Source organism: Bradyrhizobium sp. GW821-FHT13H05 (assembly GCF_058804065.1).
The window spans coordinates 351,401-369,954 of sequence record NZ_JBXAPO010000001.1; the positions used below are offsets into that span (position 1 = coordinate 351,401).

16 protein-coding genes are annotated in these 18,554 nt (G+C 64.8%); 11 read left to right on the forward strand and 5 right to left on the reverse strand.

Annotation, left to right across the window (positions count from 1 at the left end):
• Positions 1-87: 87 nt before the first annotated feature.
• Positions 88-1,635, reverse strand: coding sequence for an acetolactate synthase large subunit (locus tag AC1RR3_RS01680; RefSeq protein ID WP_492818693.1), 1,548 nt, complete (start codon positions 1,633-1,635; stop codon positions 88-90).
• A 267-nt stretch (positions 1,636-1,902) separates the two neighbouring features.
• Between AC1RR3_RS01680 and AC1RR3_RS01685 the strand changes: the two genes are divergently transcribed.
• Positions 1,903-2,481, forward strand: a complete 579-nt coding sequence (locus tag AC1RR3_RS01685; RefSeq protein ID WP_492818695.1) for a L,D-transpeptidase — start codon at positions 1,903-1,905, stop codon at positions 2,479-2,481.
• A gap of 98 nt (positions 2,482-2,579) precedes the next feature.
• On the forward strand, positions 2,580-3,395 hold the full coding sequence (locus AC1RR3_RS01690) for a DUF2927 domain-containing protein (protein ID WP_492818697.1): 816 nt from the start codon (positions 2,580-2,582) through the stop codon (positions 3,393-3,395).
• Between the two features lie 104 nt (positions 3,396-3,499).
• Here the strand turns inward: AC1RR3_RS01690 and AC1RR3_RS01695 are convergent, their stop codons facing one another.
• On the reverse strand, positions 3,500-4,627 hold the full coding sequence (locus AC1RR3_RS01695; RefSeq protein WP_492818699.1) for a threonine synthase: 1,128 nt from the start codon (positions 4,625-4,627) through the stop codon (positions 3,500-3,502).
• A gap of 33 nt (positions 4,628-4,660) precedes the next feature.
• Between AC1RR3_RS01695 and AC1RR3_RS01700 the strand changes: the two genes are divergently transcribed.
• The 4 genes from AC1RR3_RS01700 (at position 4,661) to upp (ending at position 8,307) form a co-directional block, all read left to right on the forward strand.
• Complete coding sequence (locus AC1RR3_RS01700; protein WP_492818701.1) at positions 4,661-4,861, forward strand: hypothetical protein; 201 nt, start codon at positions 4,661-4,663, stop codon at positions 4,859-4,861.
• A gap of 153 nt (positions 4,862-5,014) precedes the next feature.
• On the forward strand, positions 5,015-6,271 hold the full coding sequence (locus AC1RR3_RS01705) for a GTP cyclohydrolase II (protein ID WP_492818703.1): 1,257 nt from the start codon (positions 5,015-5,017) through the stop codon (positions 6,269-6,271).
• Between the two features lie 7 nt (positions 6,272-6,278).
• Complete coding sequence (locus AC1RR3_RS01710) at positions 6,279-7,517, forward strand: URC4/urg3 family protein (protein WP_492818705.1); 1,239 nt, start codon at positions 6,279-6,281, stop codon at positions 7,515-7,517.
• 160 nt (positions 7,518-7,677) lie between these two features.
• Entirely contained in the window at positions 7,678-8,307 is a 630-nt protein-coding gene (gene upp, locus AC1RR3_RS01715; protein ID WP_492818707.1) for a uracil phosphoribosyltransferase, read from the forward strand.
• A 226-nt stretch (positions 8,308-8,533) separates the two neighbouring features.
• Here the strand turns inward: upp and AC1RR3_RS01720 are convergent, their stop codons facing one another.
• Positions 8,534-9,643 (reverse strand): M48 family metallopeptidase, encoded by a 1,110-nt coding sequence (locus tag AC1RR3_RS01720; protein ID WP_492818709.1) that lies wholly within the window; start codon positions 9,641-9,643, stop codon positions 8,534-8,536.
• 3 nt (positions 9,644-9,646) lie between these two features.
• Positions 9,647-10,789, reverse strand: a complete 1,143-nt coding sequence (locus tag AC1RR3_RS01725) for a YjgN family protein (RefSeq protein ID WP_492818711.1) — start codon at positions 10,787-10,789, stop codon at positions 9,647-9,649.
• A gap of 359 nt (positions 10,790-11,148) precedes the next feature.
• Between AC1RR3_RS01725 and AC1RR3_RS01730 the strand changes: the two genes are divergently transcribed.
• Entirely contained in the window at positions 11,149-12,414 is a 1,266-nt protein-coding gene (locus AC1RR3_RS01730) for a cytochrome P450 (protein ID WP_492818713.1), read from the forward strand.
• A gap of 183 nt (positions 12,415-12,597) precedes the next feature.
• Complete coding sequence (locus AC1RR3_RS01735; protein ID WP_492818715.1) at positions 12,598-13,872, forward strand: cytochrome P450; 1,275 nt, start codon at positions 12,598-12,600, stop codon at positions 13,870-13,872.
• Between the two features lie 387 nt (positions 13,873-14,259).
• On the opposite strand, the gene AC1RR3_RS01740 is transcribed toward AC1RR3_RS01735, so the two are convergent.
• Positions 14,260-15,180 carry a LysR family transcriptional regulator gene (locus AC1RR3_RS01740; protein WP_492818717.1) on the reverse strand — a complete coding sequence of 307 codons (921 nt, stop codon included), beginning with the start codon at positions 15,178-15,180 and terminating at the stop codon, positions 14,260-14,262.
• A 125-nt stretch (positions 15,181-15,305) separates the two neighbouring features.
• Here AC1RR3_RS01740 and AC1RR3_RS01745 point away from each other — a divergent pair, with 125 nt between their 5' ends.
• From AC1RR3_RS01745 to AC1RR3_RS01755, 3 genes are read left to right on the forward strand one after another with little or no spacing between them, the layout of a single operon-like run.
• Positions 15,306-16,475 carry an acyl-CoA dehydrogenase family protein gene (locus tag AC1RR3_RS01745; protein ID WP_492818719.1) on the forward strand — a complete coding sequence of 390 codons (1,170 nt, stop codon included), beginning with the start codon at positions 15,306-15,308 and terminating at the stop codon, positions 16,473-16,475.
• Between the two features lie 9 nt (positions 16,476-16,484).
• The gene (locus tag AC1RR3_RS01750) at positions 16,485-17,582 is read left to right on the forward strand and encodes a CaiB/BaiF CoA transferase family protein (protein WP_492818721.1); all 1,098 of its coding nucleotides are present in this window, start codon (positions 16,485-16,487) and stop codon (positions 17,580-17,582) included.
• A 14-nt stretch (positions 17,583-17,596) separates the two neighbouring features.
• Entirely contained in the window at positions 17,597-18,448 is an 852-nt protein-coding gene (locus AC1RR3_RS01755; RefSeq protein ID WP_492818723.1) for an HTD2 family dehydratase, read from the forward strand.
• Positions 18,449-18,554 lie beyond the last annotated feature (106 nt).

Here is an 18,554-nt window from a genome sequence, read left to right on the forward strand (position 1 = left end):
CCTGTCATCGGGCGGCGCTTTGCGCCGACCCGTTGGCTCCATCCGGGCTACAAGGGAGCCGGAATTCGCGGCGCGAACGACCAGACCCTACATCTGGACTTCGATCAGCCGCGGTCCCGGCTCGGCGACGGCTTCGGCCAGCGCCTTGTTGAACTCGTCCGCATTGGTGACGGCGCGGCCGGGCACGCCCATGCCCTTGGCCAGCGCGACGAAATCGAGCGTCGGACGGTCAAGCCGGAGCATGTCGTTGGCGCGCTGGCCGGGCTCGCCGGCGCCGACATTGTCGAACTCGCCGCGCAGGATCTGGTAGATGCGGTTGGCGAACACGATGGTGACGATGTTGAGGTTTTCTCTAGCCTGCGTCCACAGCGACTGGATCGTGTACATCGCGCTGCCGTCGCCGACCATGCAGATCACCTTGCGGTCCGGACAGGCGATCGCGGCGCCGATCGACAGCGGCGTCGAGAAGCCGATCGAGCCGCCCATATTCTGGAGCCAGTCGTGCGGGGCGGCGGCTGCCGTGGGCGGGAAGAAGGCGCGGCCAGTGGTGAGGGATTCGTCGACCATGATCGCATTCTCGGGGATCGCGTAGGCGATCGCCTGAGCGATCGAGGCATGGGTCAGCGCGCCGGTCGGCTTGACCAATTCCTGCAAGGCTTGTGGCTTGACGTCCTTGGCGCTGGCCTTCACGGCGCCGGCAAGCGCTTCGAGGGCTGCGACCGAATTCTCGCCCCAGGCGGTCATGCGATGCACGTCGCAGCCCTCGGGCTTGAGGATGCTCGGCTTGTTCGGATAGGCGAAGAACGCCACGGGATCATCGGACTCGACCAGCACGATATGGCGGAACTTCGCCAGCATCGGCAGCGCCTGGTCGATCACATAGTGGATGCGGTCGATCGAATAGCGGCCGCGGCCGCGCGCCATCTTCGGGCGGAAGGTCGGCCCCATCACGGTGCAGCCGGTCTTGCTGGCGATGCGCTCGGCCAGCGCCAGCCCCTGCTCGGAGAGCGCGCTGCCGGTCATCAGCAGCAGCGTGCCCTCGCCGTCACCGTGCAGGATTTTTGCGGCCTGCTCGACCGCCTGCGGCGAATAGCTGGCGCGCTGCTGATCGGCCGGCACCTCGGCGATGCCGTCGGCCTCGTTCCAGGCGGTGTCGGCGGGCAGGATCAGGGTCGCGATCTGCCCCGGCGCGCTCTTGGCGGCGGCGATCGCCGCGGCGCCGTCAGCGGCAACCGATTTGGAGTTCGGCGAGGTCCGGACCCAGGACGACATCGGCCGTGCCAGGCCCTCGATGTCGGAGGTCAGCGGTGCGTTGTAGTCGATGTGGTAGACGGCATGCTGGCCGACGATGTTGACGATGCCGGAATTCGCCTTCTTGGCGTTGTGCAGATTGGCAAGACCGTTGGCGAGTCCGGGGCCGAGATGCAGCAGGGTCGAGGCCGGCGTACCCTTCATGCGGTAATAGCCGTCGGCTGCTCCCGTCACCACGCCCTCGAACAGGCCGAGCACACAGCGCATGCCCGGCACGCGATCGAGCGCTGCGACAAAATGCATCTCGGAGGTGCCTGGGTTGGTGAAGCAGACATCCACCCCACCCTTGACCATCGTCCGCACCAGGCTTTCCGCACCGTTCATTCTTTTTGCTCCCGCAACCGGTTATGTCCAGCGATCCATTCGATCAATCATTGTTCGCTCGTCTCGTCAAAGCAATAGGCGGCATCGCTGCCCTGCCCCGCGCAGCGACACGCCGGCTTGGCTAACGGTTTCCAGCAATTTGGCGGAGTTGCCGATTTGGTAACGGCATTCATTAACGATGAGCTCCCTCACGCGGCCGTGGCTTGCGAAACGCCCGCAAATATGGCCTCTGACGTTCGTTGAATCGATTTTTTGCTGGGGGAAACAATGATCCGGTTTTTTGCCGCGCCGATTGCCGCCATCGCACTGCTGACGGCCACCGCCGGCGGCGTGTTCGCCGAAGAGTTCGACTCGCGTGACATCATGGGCGGCGGCCCGAACTTCTTCCGCGGCGGCTCCAGCCCGATCCCCCGCACCACCGTCAACTATTCCGGCAACTACGCCCCCGGCACGATCGTGGTGAACACCACCGAGCGCCGCCTCTATCTGGTGCTCCAGAACGGCCAGGCGCTGCGCTACGGCATCGGCGTCGGCCGCGACGGCTTCCGCTGGGGCGGGGTGCACAAGATCACCGCCAAGAAGGAATGGCCGGACTGGACGCCGCCGTCGCAGATGCTGGCCCGCCGGCCCGATTTGCCGCGTCACATGAAGGGCGGCATCGAGAACCCGCTCGGCGCCCGCGCGATGTATCTGGGCTCGACGCTCTACCGCATCCACGGCTCCAACGAGCCGGAGACGATCGGCCAGGCGGTGTCCTCGGGCTGCTTCCGCATGACCAATGACGACGTCAGCGACCTCTACGGCCGCGTCGGGGTCGGCACGACAGTGGTGGTGCTGAACAACTAGTGCCTGCGCAGAGGCGCCTGAGCGCAGGCGGGAACCCGCAGGGCGCGTGAATATGCGGTCTTGTGCGCGCGGCGCGAATACGGCAGCGTCGGGTGACGATGAGTGCATTGAATCCGCCCTCGCTTTGCCTTCGCATCGCCCTTCTGGCGCTCGCAACGCTCATAGTCGCGCCTGACACCGCTACCATGGCTGTTGCGGGCGAAGTGCCCGCGATCGCCGCGCGCCAGCGCATCGAGAAAAAAAGCTTCACCGACGGCGAGATCATCGAGGGCTTTCTGAAGACGGCCTTCGGCGCCGAGTACCATCTCGCCGGCCGCGTCGACCGCATCCGCAAGTTCGACGGGCCGGTGCGCGTGTTCGCCGAGAGCGACCGCGCCGACCGCAAGGCGCAGCTCGCCAAGGTCGTGGCCGACATCGGCAAGCGCGTGCAGCATCTCGACATCGCCATGATCGACACCAGCGAAGCCGCAAACGTGCGGGTAAAGCTGGTGCGCGACCGCGATCTGTTTCGCACCATCTCCAGCTTCTACGGCGCGGAGAAGGCGCGCGAGATCCGCACCTCGCTCGATCCGCAATGCCTGTCCGGCTTCCGCAAGAACGACAATTTCGAGATCGAGCATTCCGACGTCATCCTCACCGTGGACAACGGCGACTTCACCTTCCTCGACTGCGCCTATGAGGAGCTGCTGCAATCGCTCGGGCCGATCAACGACACCACCAGCGTGCCCTGGACCATGTTCAACGACAACGTCTCGATGGGCTATTTCGACGTCTACGACCAGTACATCCTCAATCTGCTCTACGATCCCCGCATCAAGCCCGGCATGACCGTGGCCGAGGTCAAGGCGATGCTGCCGCAAGTGCTCGCGGATGTCAGGACGTGGGTAAAGCGGGTGAATGATCTGAAGGAGTGAGTCCGGTCGTCATTGCGAGCGGAGCGAAGCAATCCAGAATCCCTCCGCGGCAAGACCCTGGATTGCTTCGCTCCGCTCGCAATGAGGGAGGAAAACGCAGCGCCCTATTGCACGAGATCGGCGACGGTGGTTGCGGCCTTCAGGCCGGTGCCGGTGAGGACGGCGACCGTGGTCTCGCTTGCCTTGATGGCACCGGTAGCGGACAGCTTCTCCAGCGCCGCAGCCGCGCTGGCGCTGGTTGGTTCGGCGAACAGTCCCTGGCGTGCAAGGCGGCGCAGCGCGGCGATGATCTCGTCCTCGGTGAGTGCAACGGTGCCGCCGCCGCTCTCGCGCAGAGCGGCGATGATCTCGCGCAGGCGCAGGGGATTCTTGATCGCGGTGCCTTCGGCGATGGTCTTGCTCACCTCGCGCGCAACAGGCGTATCAACGCCCGCCTTGAAGCTCGCATCGATCGGCGAGCAGTTTTGTGGCTGTGCCGCGAACAGGCGCGGCAGCTTTGCGATCTGGCCTGATTTCAACAACTCGCGAAAGCCAAAGGCACAGCCCAAAAGGCTGCTGCCGGCGCCGACGGGGACGATGACGTTATCGGGCGCGCGAAAGCCGAGATCTTCCCAGATTTCATAGGCGAGCGACTTGGTGCCTTCGAGGAAGAACGGCTGCCAATTGTGGCTGGCGTAAAAGGTCTGGCTCGACTGGCGGATCGCCTCGGCCTCCGACTCTTCACGCGGGCCTTCGACGAGTTGCACCGTCGCGCCGTAAGCACGAACCTGCGCGATCTTGGCGGGCGAGGTCGAGGCCGGCGCAAGAATCTTCACGCGCATGCCGCCGGCGGCACCCAAGCCCGCCATGGACGAGCCGCCATTGCCGGAGCTGTCTTCCAGAATGGCGTCCACGCCGATCTGCCGCAGGAAGGACAGCATCACCGCGGAGCCGCGGTCCTTGAAGCTCCCCGTGGGATTGAACCATTCGAGCTTGAAGAGCGGGCGCAGGTCGCCCCAGTCCTGCTGCACGAGTGGCGTACAGCCTTCGCCGAGCGTGATCGGCTTTGTGATCTCGACCGGCAGCGCCGCCCGGTAGCGCCAGAGCGAACGCGTGCGACTGTCGATGTCATCGCGCGAGATCCCTGCCCCCGGCCTCACCAGAAGCGGCGTGCGCTCGTCCGAGCACCAGCGCGGCGGGTCCAGCGGATAGAGCTTTCCGTTGCGGGGATCGATGTAGCTGGCGGCGGACATGGCGGGCTCCGGGGCAAAGGCGATCTCTACGATTTGTCTGATTATGCAGGTCTGGTCCAGCCCACGGCACCGCGGCGGCGCAACCGGCGCGCCGCCCTCTTGAAAAAATTAAAAATGAAACTATTTCAAACCCTTAGACGTATCGCGCTGATCGAACAGCAAGGTTCGGCCGGGGCGAAGGCGCGGCATGCGGGCGAGCTGGCCAGCCCGGCGATGACGGGAATTTGGCCATAATCGCCCGCCTGGCGCAGCACGATTAACTTGTCTGTCGCCGTCCGCCGCTACAATATGTTTGATTGAGCTTGCGTCGCCGGTGTTCGGCACCGGTAACGCAAGTGAGCCAGGCCCGTCCGAGCGGCGGGCCATTGGCTTTTTGGGAGCCTGGACATGAGCCGCGCGAACCGTACCGATCACATCCGCCTGACCTCCCATCCGGAGCCGGGCCGGAAGGCCGCCTTCCCGATCCATTGGGGCGCAGCCGACGCGCGCGCCCGCGGGCCGATCATCGGCACGGTGTCGCGCGCCGGGGATCGCAACGTGATCGGCAGCCATGGCGGCTCCTATGCGATGTACCGCGCGCTCGCCGTCTCCGCCGGCGCGCTCGATCCGATCCGCCGGCCCGATCTCACCAACACCTTTCCGGCGGCGACCATCGGGCCGTTCGAGCAATGGCGCGATCCCGCAAAGATCGTCGCGCTCGATCCCTGGGGACATCTGGTCGCGGAGAACTTCGGCAAGGACATCGCCGAAGGCGTCGACATCCGCCCGAGCATCGCGATCACGCGGGCGCGGCTGGACCTGCCTGAAATTCGCGAAGCACTGGCAGCCAAGCGGCTGCGCGCCGACGGCGAGGTCGTGCACGCCAATGGCAGCGTCTCGGTGGTGAAGATCGCGATCGATCCGGTCTGGTATCTGCCGGGCCTTGCGACGCGCTTTGCGACCGGCGAGACCGAGCTGCGCCGTACGCTGTTCGAGCAGACCGCCGGCATGTTCCCCGAGCTGGTGACCCGGCCGGACCTGAAGGTGTTCCTGCCGCCGATCGGCGGCACCACGGTGTACATGTTCGGCGACGTGACAAAACTTCCTGATCATCGCACCAAGATCACCTGCCGCGTGCATGACGAGTGCAACGGCTCCGACGTGTTCGGCTCCGACATCTGCACCTGCCGTCCCTATTTGATCCATGGCATCGAGGAATCCGCGCGCGGCGCGCAGGAGGGCGGGCTCGGGCTCGTCGTCTACAACCGCAAGGAAGGCCGCGCGCTCGGCGAGGTCACCAAATTCCTGGTTTACAACGCACGCAAGCGCCAAGACGGTGGCGATGCGGCCGCCGCCTATTTCGAACGCACCGAATGCGTCGCCGGCGTCCAGGATGCGCGCTTCCAGCAATTGATGCCTGACACGATCCACTGGCTCGGGCTGAAGCGCATCGACCGCTTCCTGTCGATGAGCGACATGAAATACGACGCGCTGACATCTCAGGGCATCGACATCGTCGAGCGCGTGCCGATCCCGCCGGAACTGATTCCGGCCGATGCCGACGTCGAAATGGCCGCGAAGAAGGCCGCGGGCTATTACACGACCGACATCGCGCCCGAAAAGGACGTGAACGGCGTGGTCGGGCGCTCGCTGGAAAAATACTGATCGCGCGATGGCTGAGGTTTTGGAACAACAGGCCCGCTCCCTGCTCAGCGCAGGAGCGGTTCGCGCGCGTGCCGCAAAAATGCTCGAGATCGGCCTTGCCGGCGGGCTCACCCATTTCACCATCGATCTCGACCGCATGGACGGCGTTGCGGAGGCCGTGCTTGCGGTGACGCGAAAGGCCTATCCGACGCTGGAGGTGCCGTTCCACGCGCGGTGGCGGCATTTTGTGCTCGGCGGCGTCGACCGCTGGGCGCGGCTGGCGGATGCTGCCTCGTGGCCGGATCGCGCCGCGCGGGCGCGGGCGGAGTTCGACCTCGCCATCGTCAGCGTGCTGCTCGATGCCGGCGCGGGGGCGGCGTGGCGATACCGTGATGCTGTAACGGGGGAAGCAATCGGCCGATCCGAGGGGCTTGCGATCGCGAGCCTCGACATGTTCGCCAGCGGGCTCTTCTCCGGCGATCCACGCGCGCCCTTCAGGGTCGATGCGGACGTGCTCGCAAAGCTGCCGCTCGCTGCGCTCACATCGGCGTTTCAAGTGACGGACAGCAATCCGCTGCTCGGTCTCGAAGGCCGCACGGATCTGCTGCAACGGCTCGGCCGGCTGATGAAGGATCGCGCGGAGGTATTCGGCACCCGCGATACGCCGCGGCCGGGCGGTCTGTTCGATCGTCTTGCCGCGCAGGCTGTGGGCGGCGCGATCAGCGCGCCCGTCATCCTGTCGGAGGTGCTGAACCAGCTCGGACCGATCTGGCCCTCACGGCTGGAGCTATCAGGCGTTCCGCTCGGCGATTGCTGGCGCCACCCGGCGATCAAGGCCAATGACGCGACCGCGGGCCTCGTGCCCCTGCACAAGCTGTCGCAATGGCTGAGCTATTCGCTGATCGAGCCGCTCCAGCGCGCCGGCTTCACGGTCACCGACATTGACGGCCTGACCGGGCTCGCCGAATACCGCAATGGTGGTCTGTTCGTCGATCACGAGGTGCTGCGCTTGCGCGACGCTGCTGACGCCGAGCGGGCTCACGCGGTGGACTCTTTGCTCGTCGTGGAATGGCGCGCCCTCACCGTGGCGCTACTGGACCGTCTTGCCGGACTGGTTCGCGCAAAGCTGGGCCGCACGCCCGAGACATTGCCGCTCGCCAGCATTCTGGAAGGCGGGACCTGGGCCGCGGGCCGCGCCATCGCCTTTGCGCGCCGCCCCGATGGTTCGCCGCCGCTCAAGGTGATCAGCGACGGCACGGTTTTCTAAACCCTCTCCCCTTGTGGGAGAGGGTGCCTCGCGAAGCGAGGCGGGTGAGGGGTTGTCTCCGCAGACACATCTCTCATTGGAGTTCGTGGAAGCAGACCCCTCATCCGGCGCTTCGCGCCACCTTCTCCCACAAGGGGAGAAGGAAGAAAGGCATCCGATCATGGAAGGCGTCACGATCGTCGATCATCCGCTGGTGCAGCACAAGCTGACGCTGGTCCGCGACAAGTCGATCTCGACAAAGTCGTTCCGCGAGCTGATCAAGGAGATCGGCATGCTGCTCTGCTACGAGGTGACGCGCGACCTGCCGCTCGCCGATACCGTGATCGAGACGCCGCTGGCGACGATGCACTCGGCAAAAATCGCCGGCAAGAAGCTTGTGTTCGTGCCGATGCTGCGCGCCGGCACCACCTTCGTCGACGGCATGATGGACCTGGTGCCGACCGCGCGCGTCGCCCATATCGGGCTCTATCGCGAGCCCGAGAGTTTTGCCGCGGTGGAGTATTTCTTCAAATCGCCGTCCGATCTGAGCGAACGTCTCGCCATCGTGGTGACGCCTGTCGTCGCGACCGCCAATACCGCCGTGGCCGCCATTGACCGGCTGAAGGAGCGCGGCGCCAAGGACATTCGTCTCGCCTGCCTGATCGCGGCGCCGGAAGGTCTTGAGCGGCTGCGCGGTTTGCATCCGGACGTACCGATCTGGACCGCCGCGGTGGACGAAGGTCTCGACGAGAACGGCTTTATCCTCCCGGGCCTCGGCGACGCCGGCGATCGCGCTTACGGGACGAGGTAATTCAGAGCGCGATGCTGCAACGAAGACGGTGCGCTCCCTCTCCCGCTTGCGGGAGAGGGTTGGGGAGAGGGTGTCTCCGCAACGGGACAATCCCCTAGAAGAGAGAACCCTCACCCGGCGCGCGGGACGATGCTTCGCATCGCCCGGGACGCGCCGACCTCTCCCGCAAGCGGGAGAGGCTGGACCGAGCCCGCGGCCAATAGCTACGACTCAAAACTGATCCCGCTCACACCTTCCCGCTGCCGCAAATCCCCTTCAGCGCCTGCCATTCCGTGTCCGTCAGCAGCGGCGGGCCGCTGGCGGGGCGATCTTCCTTGGTCATGCGGGCGAGGCGATCTTCCGTCAGCGGATGGCTGGCGAGGATGGTGAAGCCGGAGCCGCCTTCCTTGCCGGTGATGCGGAACATCAGCTCGGCCGCGGGCTTCGGCGAGCGGCCGAGTGCGTGCATGACGTCGATGGCAAACGTATCGGCGGCGGTCTCGGCCTCGCGCGAATAGGAGGCTTCCACCACGCTGCGCGAGGCGAAGATCACGGCGGACGAGCCGGTGACGTCGCCGAACAACAGGCCGATCAGGAACGAGGTGCCGCCGTTGTAGATCAGGCCGCGCATGTTGTCGTGATGCTTGAGATGGCCGAGCTCGTGGGCGAGGATGCCGGCGAGCTCGTCGGGGCTTTCGGCCTTGTCGATCAGGGCGTTCAGCACATAGACCTTGCCACCCGGCAGCGCGAACGCATTCGGAATCGCGCTCGGCAGAACGCCCGCCGTCATGGCATCGTCGTCGAGGCCGGCGGCGTCGCGCAGGCGGTTGACCAGCTTGGAAAAGGCCGCCTGACCGGCCGGATCATTGCAGGAGGCGCGGCCGAAGATGGTCTTCACCTGGACCTCGGACGCATCGCCGATGCGCCGCTCGATCGGTTTCGGCACCAGCGGCGCCAGACGATCAGCGGCGAGCGGCACGCCGAACAGCACGACGCAGACGATGGAGACCGCAGCGGCCACGGACCAGCCGACGATTTTTGCGACACCACGCCCAGTGGTCTGGTGCTCGTCGAGACGGGCGCAGCGGGCGGCCACCTCGGCGGCCAGCGCAACGTCGCGGATCTCGAGCCGCGCTAATGGCGGCGCAGAGGTCGAGGAAAGACGCAGGACACCGACCGGACTGTCGGCGCGGCGGATATCGTCATAGGCCCAGCGAACAGGCGTTCCGCCCTCTTCGACGATCTCGAGCGCATCAGCGGGCGTCAGCGTGACCTGCCGCCTGCGGCTCGACACGCCGTCGAAGAAGATTGTCGGCTTGGCGGACTGCGCCGGCGCCTCGGCAGATATGTCAGTCACGACCTAGAACCCTGCGACATCGAGCCCATCGGCAAAGCCTTCGCCAAGCGCGCTGGCGAGATCGCCGCGCCCCTGCACATCCGCCGCTGCGCCGATGTCGTGCACCTGAAGCGTCTCGAGCACCTTCACCCAGATATCGTGCTGGAGATACATGCGCATGACGACGTTCAGTGCAAGCGCCAGGGCAAGATAGCCGATCACCATCAGCGCAAGAAGCGGAATGCTCCGCATGATTGCATCGGGGCCACCAGGCGCCATGCCGGCCGCATTGACCAGCCAGGTCGCGCCGCCGATGTAAAGCCCGAACAGGACGCTCAGCAGCATCCACCAGCCGATCACTTTCCAGTAGAGGCCGTAGAGTGCGTTATGCGGCAACTCCGAGGACACGCTCACGCTGCCGATGCGGATGCCATCGAGCCACCAGCGCCATTCGCGTGCCTTGAACTCGGCATAGACAAACGGGGCAAGCGGGAAAATTATGACCGCGATCGGGCTGAGCAGCCACAGCCACCAGGCGCGCTTGAAGAACGTCCAGCCGTCGCCTTCGAAATCGCCGCGCAAATCGCCGTAGTGGCTATGCTGCATCTTGTAGCGTTCGAGCGAAGCCTCGCGCCACGGCAGCGCCAGGCCGAGCGTGAGGAAAACCAGCAGGCCCCATGCCATCGCGCGGAACGCATAGGCCCAGCCCGAGCCGTCCATCCAGAAGCGCACGCCTCGCCAGACCGTACGGGTCAGCCGATAGCGCCGCGCGCGAAAGATCGCGAACTGGCCGAAGGCGTAGAAGCTGATCAACAGCGGCGTCGAGGCAAAGCCCTGCCAGCGCTCGAACTCGATGCCGACGAGGAAATAGGCCAGATAGATCGGCACCAGGATCGCGAGCGCGAACAGGAAGCCGACCAGAAGCTCCTTGGCCCGTCCGGTGTATTCGGCAGCATCGCCGTCGACCGCGGTGTTCGACCACAAATGACGGCGGATGTCGGTGACCAGCCAGAACCGGTAGAAGCCGAAAGTGACCAGCTCCAGCATGGCACCCTTGGTGACCATTTTGCGGAACAATGAGCGGTTGCCGGTGAAATCGACCCGGGTCGGCGGCAGCGGCGGCGGTAAGGGTTCGGAGCCGATGGGGGCCCATTGCATGTCGTTCACGGCGGCAACCTCGGGATGCTGACCTGATCCTATCAAACTATAAATCAGAGGTTGGTCGATCCCCAAGATCGGCGGGTTCGATTTACCTCGATTTCGGTCGATTTCTGGCATGATTTCAGGTCGAGCGGCGTGCGGCGGGTCACGCTTCGTAGCGCGGATGGAGCGCAGCGCAATCCGGAACAGTCGTCGTGGCGGCCCGAATCCCGGATTACGCTTCGCTCCATCCGGGCTACGCTCAAAGGTTGGATGTGGCAAAACTCTCCCTTGCTCCGGCGCGGACAACGGGTTGTAATTGCAAATCAAATACCGCAGCGCAGAATTCATAAAAAGGCGCGCGGTTCATGTCAGGGAGAGCGGTCATGCATGGGACCATCGAGAGCGCGGCAAAACTCGACGCATTGCGCGAGCGCGCGTCGTCATTGCCGCTGGAGCAGTTCGATCCGGGCGATCCTGAATTGTTCAGGACCGATACGTTCTGGCCCTATTTCGATCGCCTGCGCCGGGAAGATCCCGTGCACTATTGCAAGGACTCGATGTTCGGACCGTACTGGTCGGTGACGCGCTACAACGACATCATGGAGATCGAAACCAACCATGCGGTGTTCTCCTCAGCCTCGGCGCTCGGCGGCATCACCATCCGCGACATCGATCCGGATTTGCGCCGCGAGAGCTTCATCTCGATGGACCCGCCGCGCCATGCCGCGCAGCGCAAGACCGTGGCGCCGATGTTCACGCCGACGCATCTGGACAATCTCGCGCTCAACATCCGCCAGCGCTCGGCCGAGTGCCTGGACAATCTCCCTCGCGGCGAGGTGTTCGACTGGGTCGACCGCGTCTCGATCGAGCTCACCACGCAGATGCTCGCGGTGCTGTTCGACTTTCCCTGGGAGGACCGCCGCAAGCTGACGCGGTGGTCGGACATCGCCACCACCATTCCCGGGCCCGACGGGCTCGTCGCGACCGAAGACGAACGGCAGGCGGAGCTGACGGAATGCGCGGGCTATTTCGCACGGCTGTGGAAGGAGCGCATCGAGCAGCCGCCGAAGAGCGACCTGCTCTCGATGATGGCGCATGGGGCCGCGACCCGCGACATGGATGCGAAGAATTTCCTCGGCAATCTCATCCTTTTGATCGTCGGCGGCAACGACACCACCCGCAATACGATGTCCGGCTCGATCTACGCGCTGAGCCAGCATCCGGATCAGTATCGCAAGCTGCGCGAGAACCCGGCCCTGCTCGACAGCTTCGTGCCGGAAGTGATCCGCTGGCAGACGCCGCTGGCGCATATGCGCCGCACCGCACTCGCCGACTTCGAGTTCCGCGGCAAGCAGATCAAGAAAGGTGACAAGGTCGTGATGTGGTACGTCTCGGGCAACCGCGACGAGGAGGCAATCGAAAAGCCCTACGATTTCATCATTGACCGCGCCCGCCCGCGCACGCATCTCTCGTTTGGTTTCGGCATCCACCGCTGCGTCGGCTTGCGGCTTGCCGAACTCCAGCTCAAGATTATCTGGGAAGAGATCCTCAGGCGTTTCGACCATATCGACGTGGTCGGTGAACCCAAGCGGGTGTATTCGAGTTTCGTCAAGGGACTTGAAACCTTGCCCGTGAAGATTGCGGCGTGAGACAAGAACTCCCCCTCTCCCCGCTTGCGGGGAGAGGGTTGGGGTGAGGGGGAGTCTCCACGGGGACGGAGAGAATTGGACTCGCGGAGAGTCCCCCTCACCCGGAATTCAAGCTTCGCCCGAATTCCGGCCTCTCCCCGCAAGCGGGGAGAGGCGAAGAAAGAGCCAACTGGAGCCACGACCATGAACATCCAAGCGCCGGTGAAAGTGGACAAGGCCGAACGCATGCGCAGGGCGCGCGAGGAGGCCTATGCGACGCCGCTGGTGCAGTTCCACCCCGGCGCGCCCCGGCTGTTCCAGGACGACACGCTGTGGCCGTGGTTCGAGCGGCTGCGCAAGGAAGAGCCGGTGCATTACTGCACCAATGCGCCGATCGAGCCGTACTGGTCGGTGGTGAAATACAACGACATCATGCATGTCGACACCAGTCACGGCATCTTCTCGTCGGACTCGACGCTTGGCGGCATCGGCATCCGTGACGTGCCGCAGGGCTATGACTGGCCGAGCTTCATCGCGATGGACCAGCCGCAGCATTCGGCGCAGCGCAAGACGGTCTCGCCGATGTTCACGCCGACCCATCTGGACGAGCTGGCAAAGCTGATCCGCCAGCGCTCGCAGACCGTGCTCGACAATCTGCCGCGCAACGAGACCTTCAATTTCGTCGAGCGCGTCTCGATCGAGCTCACGACGCAGATGCTGGCGACGCTGTTCGACTTCCCCTGGGACGAGCGTCGCAAGCTGACGCGCTGGTCCGATGTCGCGACCGCGCTGCCCAAAAGCGGCATCGTCGCGTCGGCCGAAGAGCGCCGCCGCGAGATGGACGAATGCTACGCCTACATGTCCAAGCTGTGGAACGAGCGCGTCAACTCCGCCCCGCGCAATGATCTCTTGTCGCTGATGGCCCATAACGACGCGACGCGCTTCATGGACCCCGACAACCTCATGGGCAACATCATCCTGCTCATCGTCGGCGGCAACGACACCACGCGCAACACCATGTCCGGCTCGGTGCTGGCGCTGAGCGAGAACCCGGACCAGTTCGACAAGCTGCGCACCAACCCGGAGCTGATCGATTCCATGGTGCCCGAGGTGATCCGCTGGCAGACGCCACTGGCGCATATGCGCCGCACCGCGCTCCAGGATACCGAGGTCGGCGGCAAGCATATCAAGAAGGGCGACCGCGTCGTGATGTGGTACGTCTCCGGCAACCGCGACGAGGAGATGTTCGAGAAGCCGAACGATTTCATCATCGACCGGCCGCGCCCGCGCACCCACCTCTCCTTCGGCTTCGGCATCCACCGCTGCGTCGGCATGCGCCTCGCCGAGCTCCAGCTCAAGATCGTCTGGGAGGAGATGCTGAAGCGGTTCGACCGCATCGAGGTGGTCGGCGAGCCCAAGCGGATCTATTCGAGCTTCATCAAGGGGTATGAGTCGCTGCCGGTGAGGATTCCGGCCTGAACTCTATCCTCCGTCATTGCGAGGAGCCCTTGCGACGAAGCAATCCAGACTGTCACCGCGGAAAGATTCCTGGATTGCTTCGCTGCGCTCGCAATGACGAGAATTGTGGATGCAGGTGTGGGTCACGCTCGCAGCGCCCCTGGCCCAGCTATAAAATTCCGGCATGACAGCTCGCACAACATGCGATGGGTCGCTCGCGGCCTTCTGTCCTAAGCATTCACCACGCGCTCGCCGTGCCCCCTCGCCCCGCTTGCGGGGAGAGGGTTGGGGTGAGGGGGAGTCTCCACGGGGACGGTGACAGTTGGACTCGCGGAGACTCCCCCTCACCCGGAATTTGCTGCGCAAATTCCGGCCTCTCCCCGCAAGCGGGGAGAGGCGAAAAAAGGGTCAACTCAACTTGATGTCCCACACGCCTTCCTTGCGGCAGGCGGCGACCTCGTCGCGCAAAAGTGCGGTGACGGCGAGTGAGGCCGTCGAAGCCGGGCGGTCGATCGGAGAGGCGAAAATGAGCTCGCGTGTCATCGGCTTCGAGACCACAGCGGTTTCCAACCGCCCGTCCGCGACCTCGCCATGGACCGACGAGGGCGGCAGCAGCGCGAAGCCGAGGCCTTCCTCGACCAGGCTCGTCAACACGCGGAACGAATCCGCCTCGAGCTGGACGTTGAGCTTGATCTTGCGCTGGGCCGCGGCGTGCTCGATCAGCGCACGGAGGCCGTGGGAGTGACTGGGCAGCACCAGCCGCTGCCGCAGCAGCCAGCCGATGTCGACGTTCTTCTTGCGCGCGAGGCCGCAGCCGCGCGGGCCGACCGCGACGATGTTGTCGCGACCGAGGCTCTGCACGTTGAGATGCAGATCGGCGGAGCGGCCATAGAGGATGGCAAGATCCATCTCGCCGCGATGCAGCCATTCGACGATATGCCCGCTGTAGCTCTCGACGATGCGCAGCGAGATGCCCGGATATTTTTCGACGCAGCGCCGCGCAAAGCGCGCCGACAGCACGCAGCTGACGGTGGGAACCAGGCCGAGCACGACCTGGCCGGACGGCGGCCCTTTTGCGGACTGGATATCATCGCGGATCTGGTCGATCTGCCGCACGATGCCCGACGTCCGTGCGAGCAGAAGCCGGCCGGCCTCGGTCAGCACCATGCCGCGGCCGTTGCGCGTGAACAGCTCGACGCGCAGCTCGTGCTCCAGAAGCTTGATCTGCCTGGAGAGCGCCGGCTGCGCCACGCGCAACGTGTCGGAGGCCTTGCTCAGACTGCCGAGCTCCGCCACGCAACTGAAGGTCCTGAGCTGCCGGAAATCCATGCTTGCCAATCCTGGAAGGCTACTTCATACGCTATAACAAATGAGCATAGGGGGCTGGCGTTGTTTTCACAACGCCGGAGGATTGGCCGGCGTTATCTTAACAGCCGCTATGAACTGGAAACGCCATGAGTGAAGACCACCACACCGAAGATCACGCCGACATCCGCGACGCCGTCGCAAAGCTGTGCGCGCAGTTTCCCGGCGAATATTGGCGCAAGCTCGATCGCGAGATGGCCTATCCAAAAGCCTTCGTCGACGCGCTGACGCAAGCCGGCTATCTGTCGGTGCTGATCCCCGAGGAATATGGCGGCGCGGGCCTGAAGCTGTCCGCGGCGGCCGCGATCCTCGAAGAGATCCAGCGCGCCGGCTGCAACGGCGGCGGCTGTCATGCCCAGATGTACACGATGGGCACCGTGCTGCGGCACGGCAATGACGAGCAGAAGGCCAAATACCTGCCTAAGATCGCCAGCGGCGAATTGCGCTTGCAGGCGTTCGGCGTCACCGAGCCGACCAGCGGCACCGACACCTCCTCGCTGAAGACCTTCGCGCGCAAGGAAGGCAACGACAGCTACATCGTCAACGGCCAGAAGATCTGGACCAGCCGCGCCGAACATTCCGACCTGATGGTGCTGCTGGCGCGCACCACGCCGAAGGAGCAGGCCAAGAAGCGCACCGACGGCCTTTCGGTCTTCATCGTCGACATGCGCGAGGCCAAGAACAAGGGCCTCGAGATCCGCCCGATCCGCACCATGATGAACCATGCCACCACCGAAGTGTTCTTTACCGACATGAAGGTGCCGGCGGAAAACCTGATCGGCGAGGAAGGCAAGGGCTTTCGCTACATCCTCTCCGGCATGAATGCCGAGCGCATTTTGATCGCCGCCGAATGCGTCGGCGACGCCAAATGGTTCATCGCCAAGGCGACGAACTACGCCAAGGAGCGCAGCGTTTTCGGGCGGCCGATCGGCCAGAACCAGGGCATCCAGTTCCCGATCGCCAAGGCCTACGCGTCGATGCGCGCGGCCGAGTTGATGGTGAAGGAAGCCACGCGCAAATACGAAGCCGGGCTCGACTGCGGCGCCGAGGCCAACATGGCAAAAATGCTGGCGGCGGATGCGTCCTGGGAGGCGGCGAATGCCTGCATCCAGACCCATGGCGGTTTTGGGTTTGCCGAGGAATACGACGTCGAGCGTAAATTCCGCGAGACGCGGCTCTATCAGGTGGCGCCGATCTCGACCAATCTCGTGCTGTCCTTTGTCGCCGAGCACGTGCTCGGCATGCCCCGCTCGTACTGAGGCCCGGCCATGGGAGCACTGGACGGGATCAGGGTGATTGCGGTCGAGCAGGCGGTGGCGGCGCCGTTCTGCTCCTCGCGGCTGGCGGATGCGGGCGCGGAGGTGATCAAGATCGAGCGGCCCGAGGGCGATTTCGCCCGCGGCTATGACGCAGCGGCCAAGGGCCAGAGCAGCTATTTTGTGTGGCTCAACCGCGGCAAGCAATCGGCGGTGGTCGACCTCGCCACCAAGGAAGGCTGCGCCGAGCTGGAGAAGCTGATCGCGAGCGCCGACGTGCTCATTCAGAACCTCAAGCCCGGCTCGATGGACAAGCTCGGCTTTTCGCGCGAACGGCTGCTGCAGGACTATCCGAAGCTGATCTCCTGCACCATCACCGGCTATGGCGACGAGGGCCCCTATGCGCACCGCAAGGCCTACGACCTGCTGATCCAGGCCGAGAGCGGGCTTGCCTCGATCACCGGCAACCCTGATGGCGCCTCGCGCGTCGGCATGTCGATCGTGGACGTTGCGACCGGCGCCACCGCGCATGCCGCGATTCTGGAAGCGCTGATCGGGCGCGGCCGCACCGGCAAAGGCGCGGACATCCGCATCTCCATGTTCGACGTGATGGCGGACTGGTGCACCGTGCCGCTGCTCAACTCCGAAGCCGGCAATCCGCCCAAGCGCATGGGCCTGCGCCATCCCTCGATCGCGCCTTACGGCGTGTTCACCTCGAAGGACGGCAAGGACATCCTGATCTCGATCCAGAGCGAGCGCGAGTGGAAGACGCTGTGCGTGAAGGTGATTGACCAGCCCGATCTGCCCGCTGATCCCCGCGTCGCCAACATGGTCGAGCGCGTGCGCAACCGCGACTTCACCGACACGACGGTGGCCGACGCCTTCGGCAAGATGACGCGCGATGAGCTGCTCAAGCGGCTGTCGGACGCGGACATCGCCTTTGCCGAGGTCAACACCATGGCCGACCTCACCAACCATCCGCATCTGCGCCGTATCGAGGTGGATACGCCGAACGGCCGTGTCAGCTATCCCGCGCCGGCGCCGATCATTGTCGGCGAGACGCGCGCTTACGGCGCGGTGCCCGCCATTGGCGAACGACCCAAGACGTAACAGAGCGAGGCGTCATGACCGAGAAGCTCGACATCGATCACCTGCGGCAATGGATCGGCCGCAGCACGGAGGCCACCGACATCGTCACCGCGCAGCTCGTCATGGGCCTGCGCGCGACGCTGTTCCAGGACGTGGGCGAGCCCAAAAAGGGCGACGCCGCGCCGTTCACGGTGCACTGGTGCCTGGCGCAGCCGGTGTTTCCGATGTCGATGTTAGGGCCCGACGGCCACCCGACCCGCGGCGGCTTCCTGCCGCCGGTGCCGTTGCCGCGCCGGATGTGGGCCGGCGGCGAGATCGAGTTTATCCAGCCCCTGCGCGTCGGCGATGAATCGACGCGGACCTCGCGCATTGCGGACGTGCAAGTGAAGACCGGATCGACCGGCACGCTGTGCTTCGTCTCGGTCGAGCATACCGTTACATCACCGCGCGGCATCGCCATCCGGGAGCGGCAGGACATCGTCTATCGCGACGTCACGAGCAGCGCACCGGCGCCAACCAAGGCCCCGCCTCCGCCGCCCAAGGCACAGCACCGCGAGACCCATGTCTCCGATCCTGTGCTGCTGTTCCGTTACTCTGCGCTGACCTTCAACGGCCATCGGATCCATTACGACCGCGACTACGTCACCAAGGTTGAGGGCTATCCGGGCCTGATCTTCCACGGCCCGTTGCAGGCGGCGCTGATCATCGAGATGGCGGCGAAGCTGCGCGGCGGCAAGGCGCCGAAGAAATTTACCTATCGCGGCGTGCAGCCGCTGTTCGAGGGCACGGAGTTCTCCATCAATGCCAACGAGACCGAGGCGGGCCTGGAGCTGTGGACCGCGAATGCGGAAGGGCAGCCGACGATGAAGGGCACGGCGGTGTGGTGAGCTACCGCACCCTCCCCGTCAGTGCGAGCGCAGCGAGGCAATCCAGAATCCCTCCGCGGAGATAGTCTGGATTGCTTCGTCGCAAGGGCTCCTCGCAATGACGGGT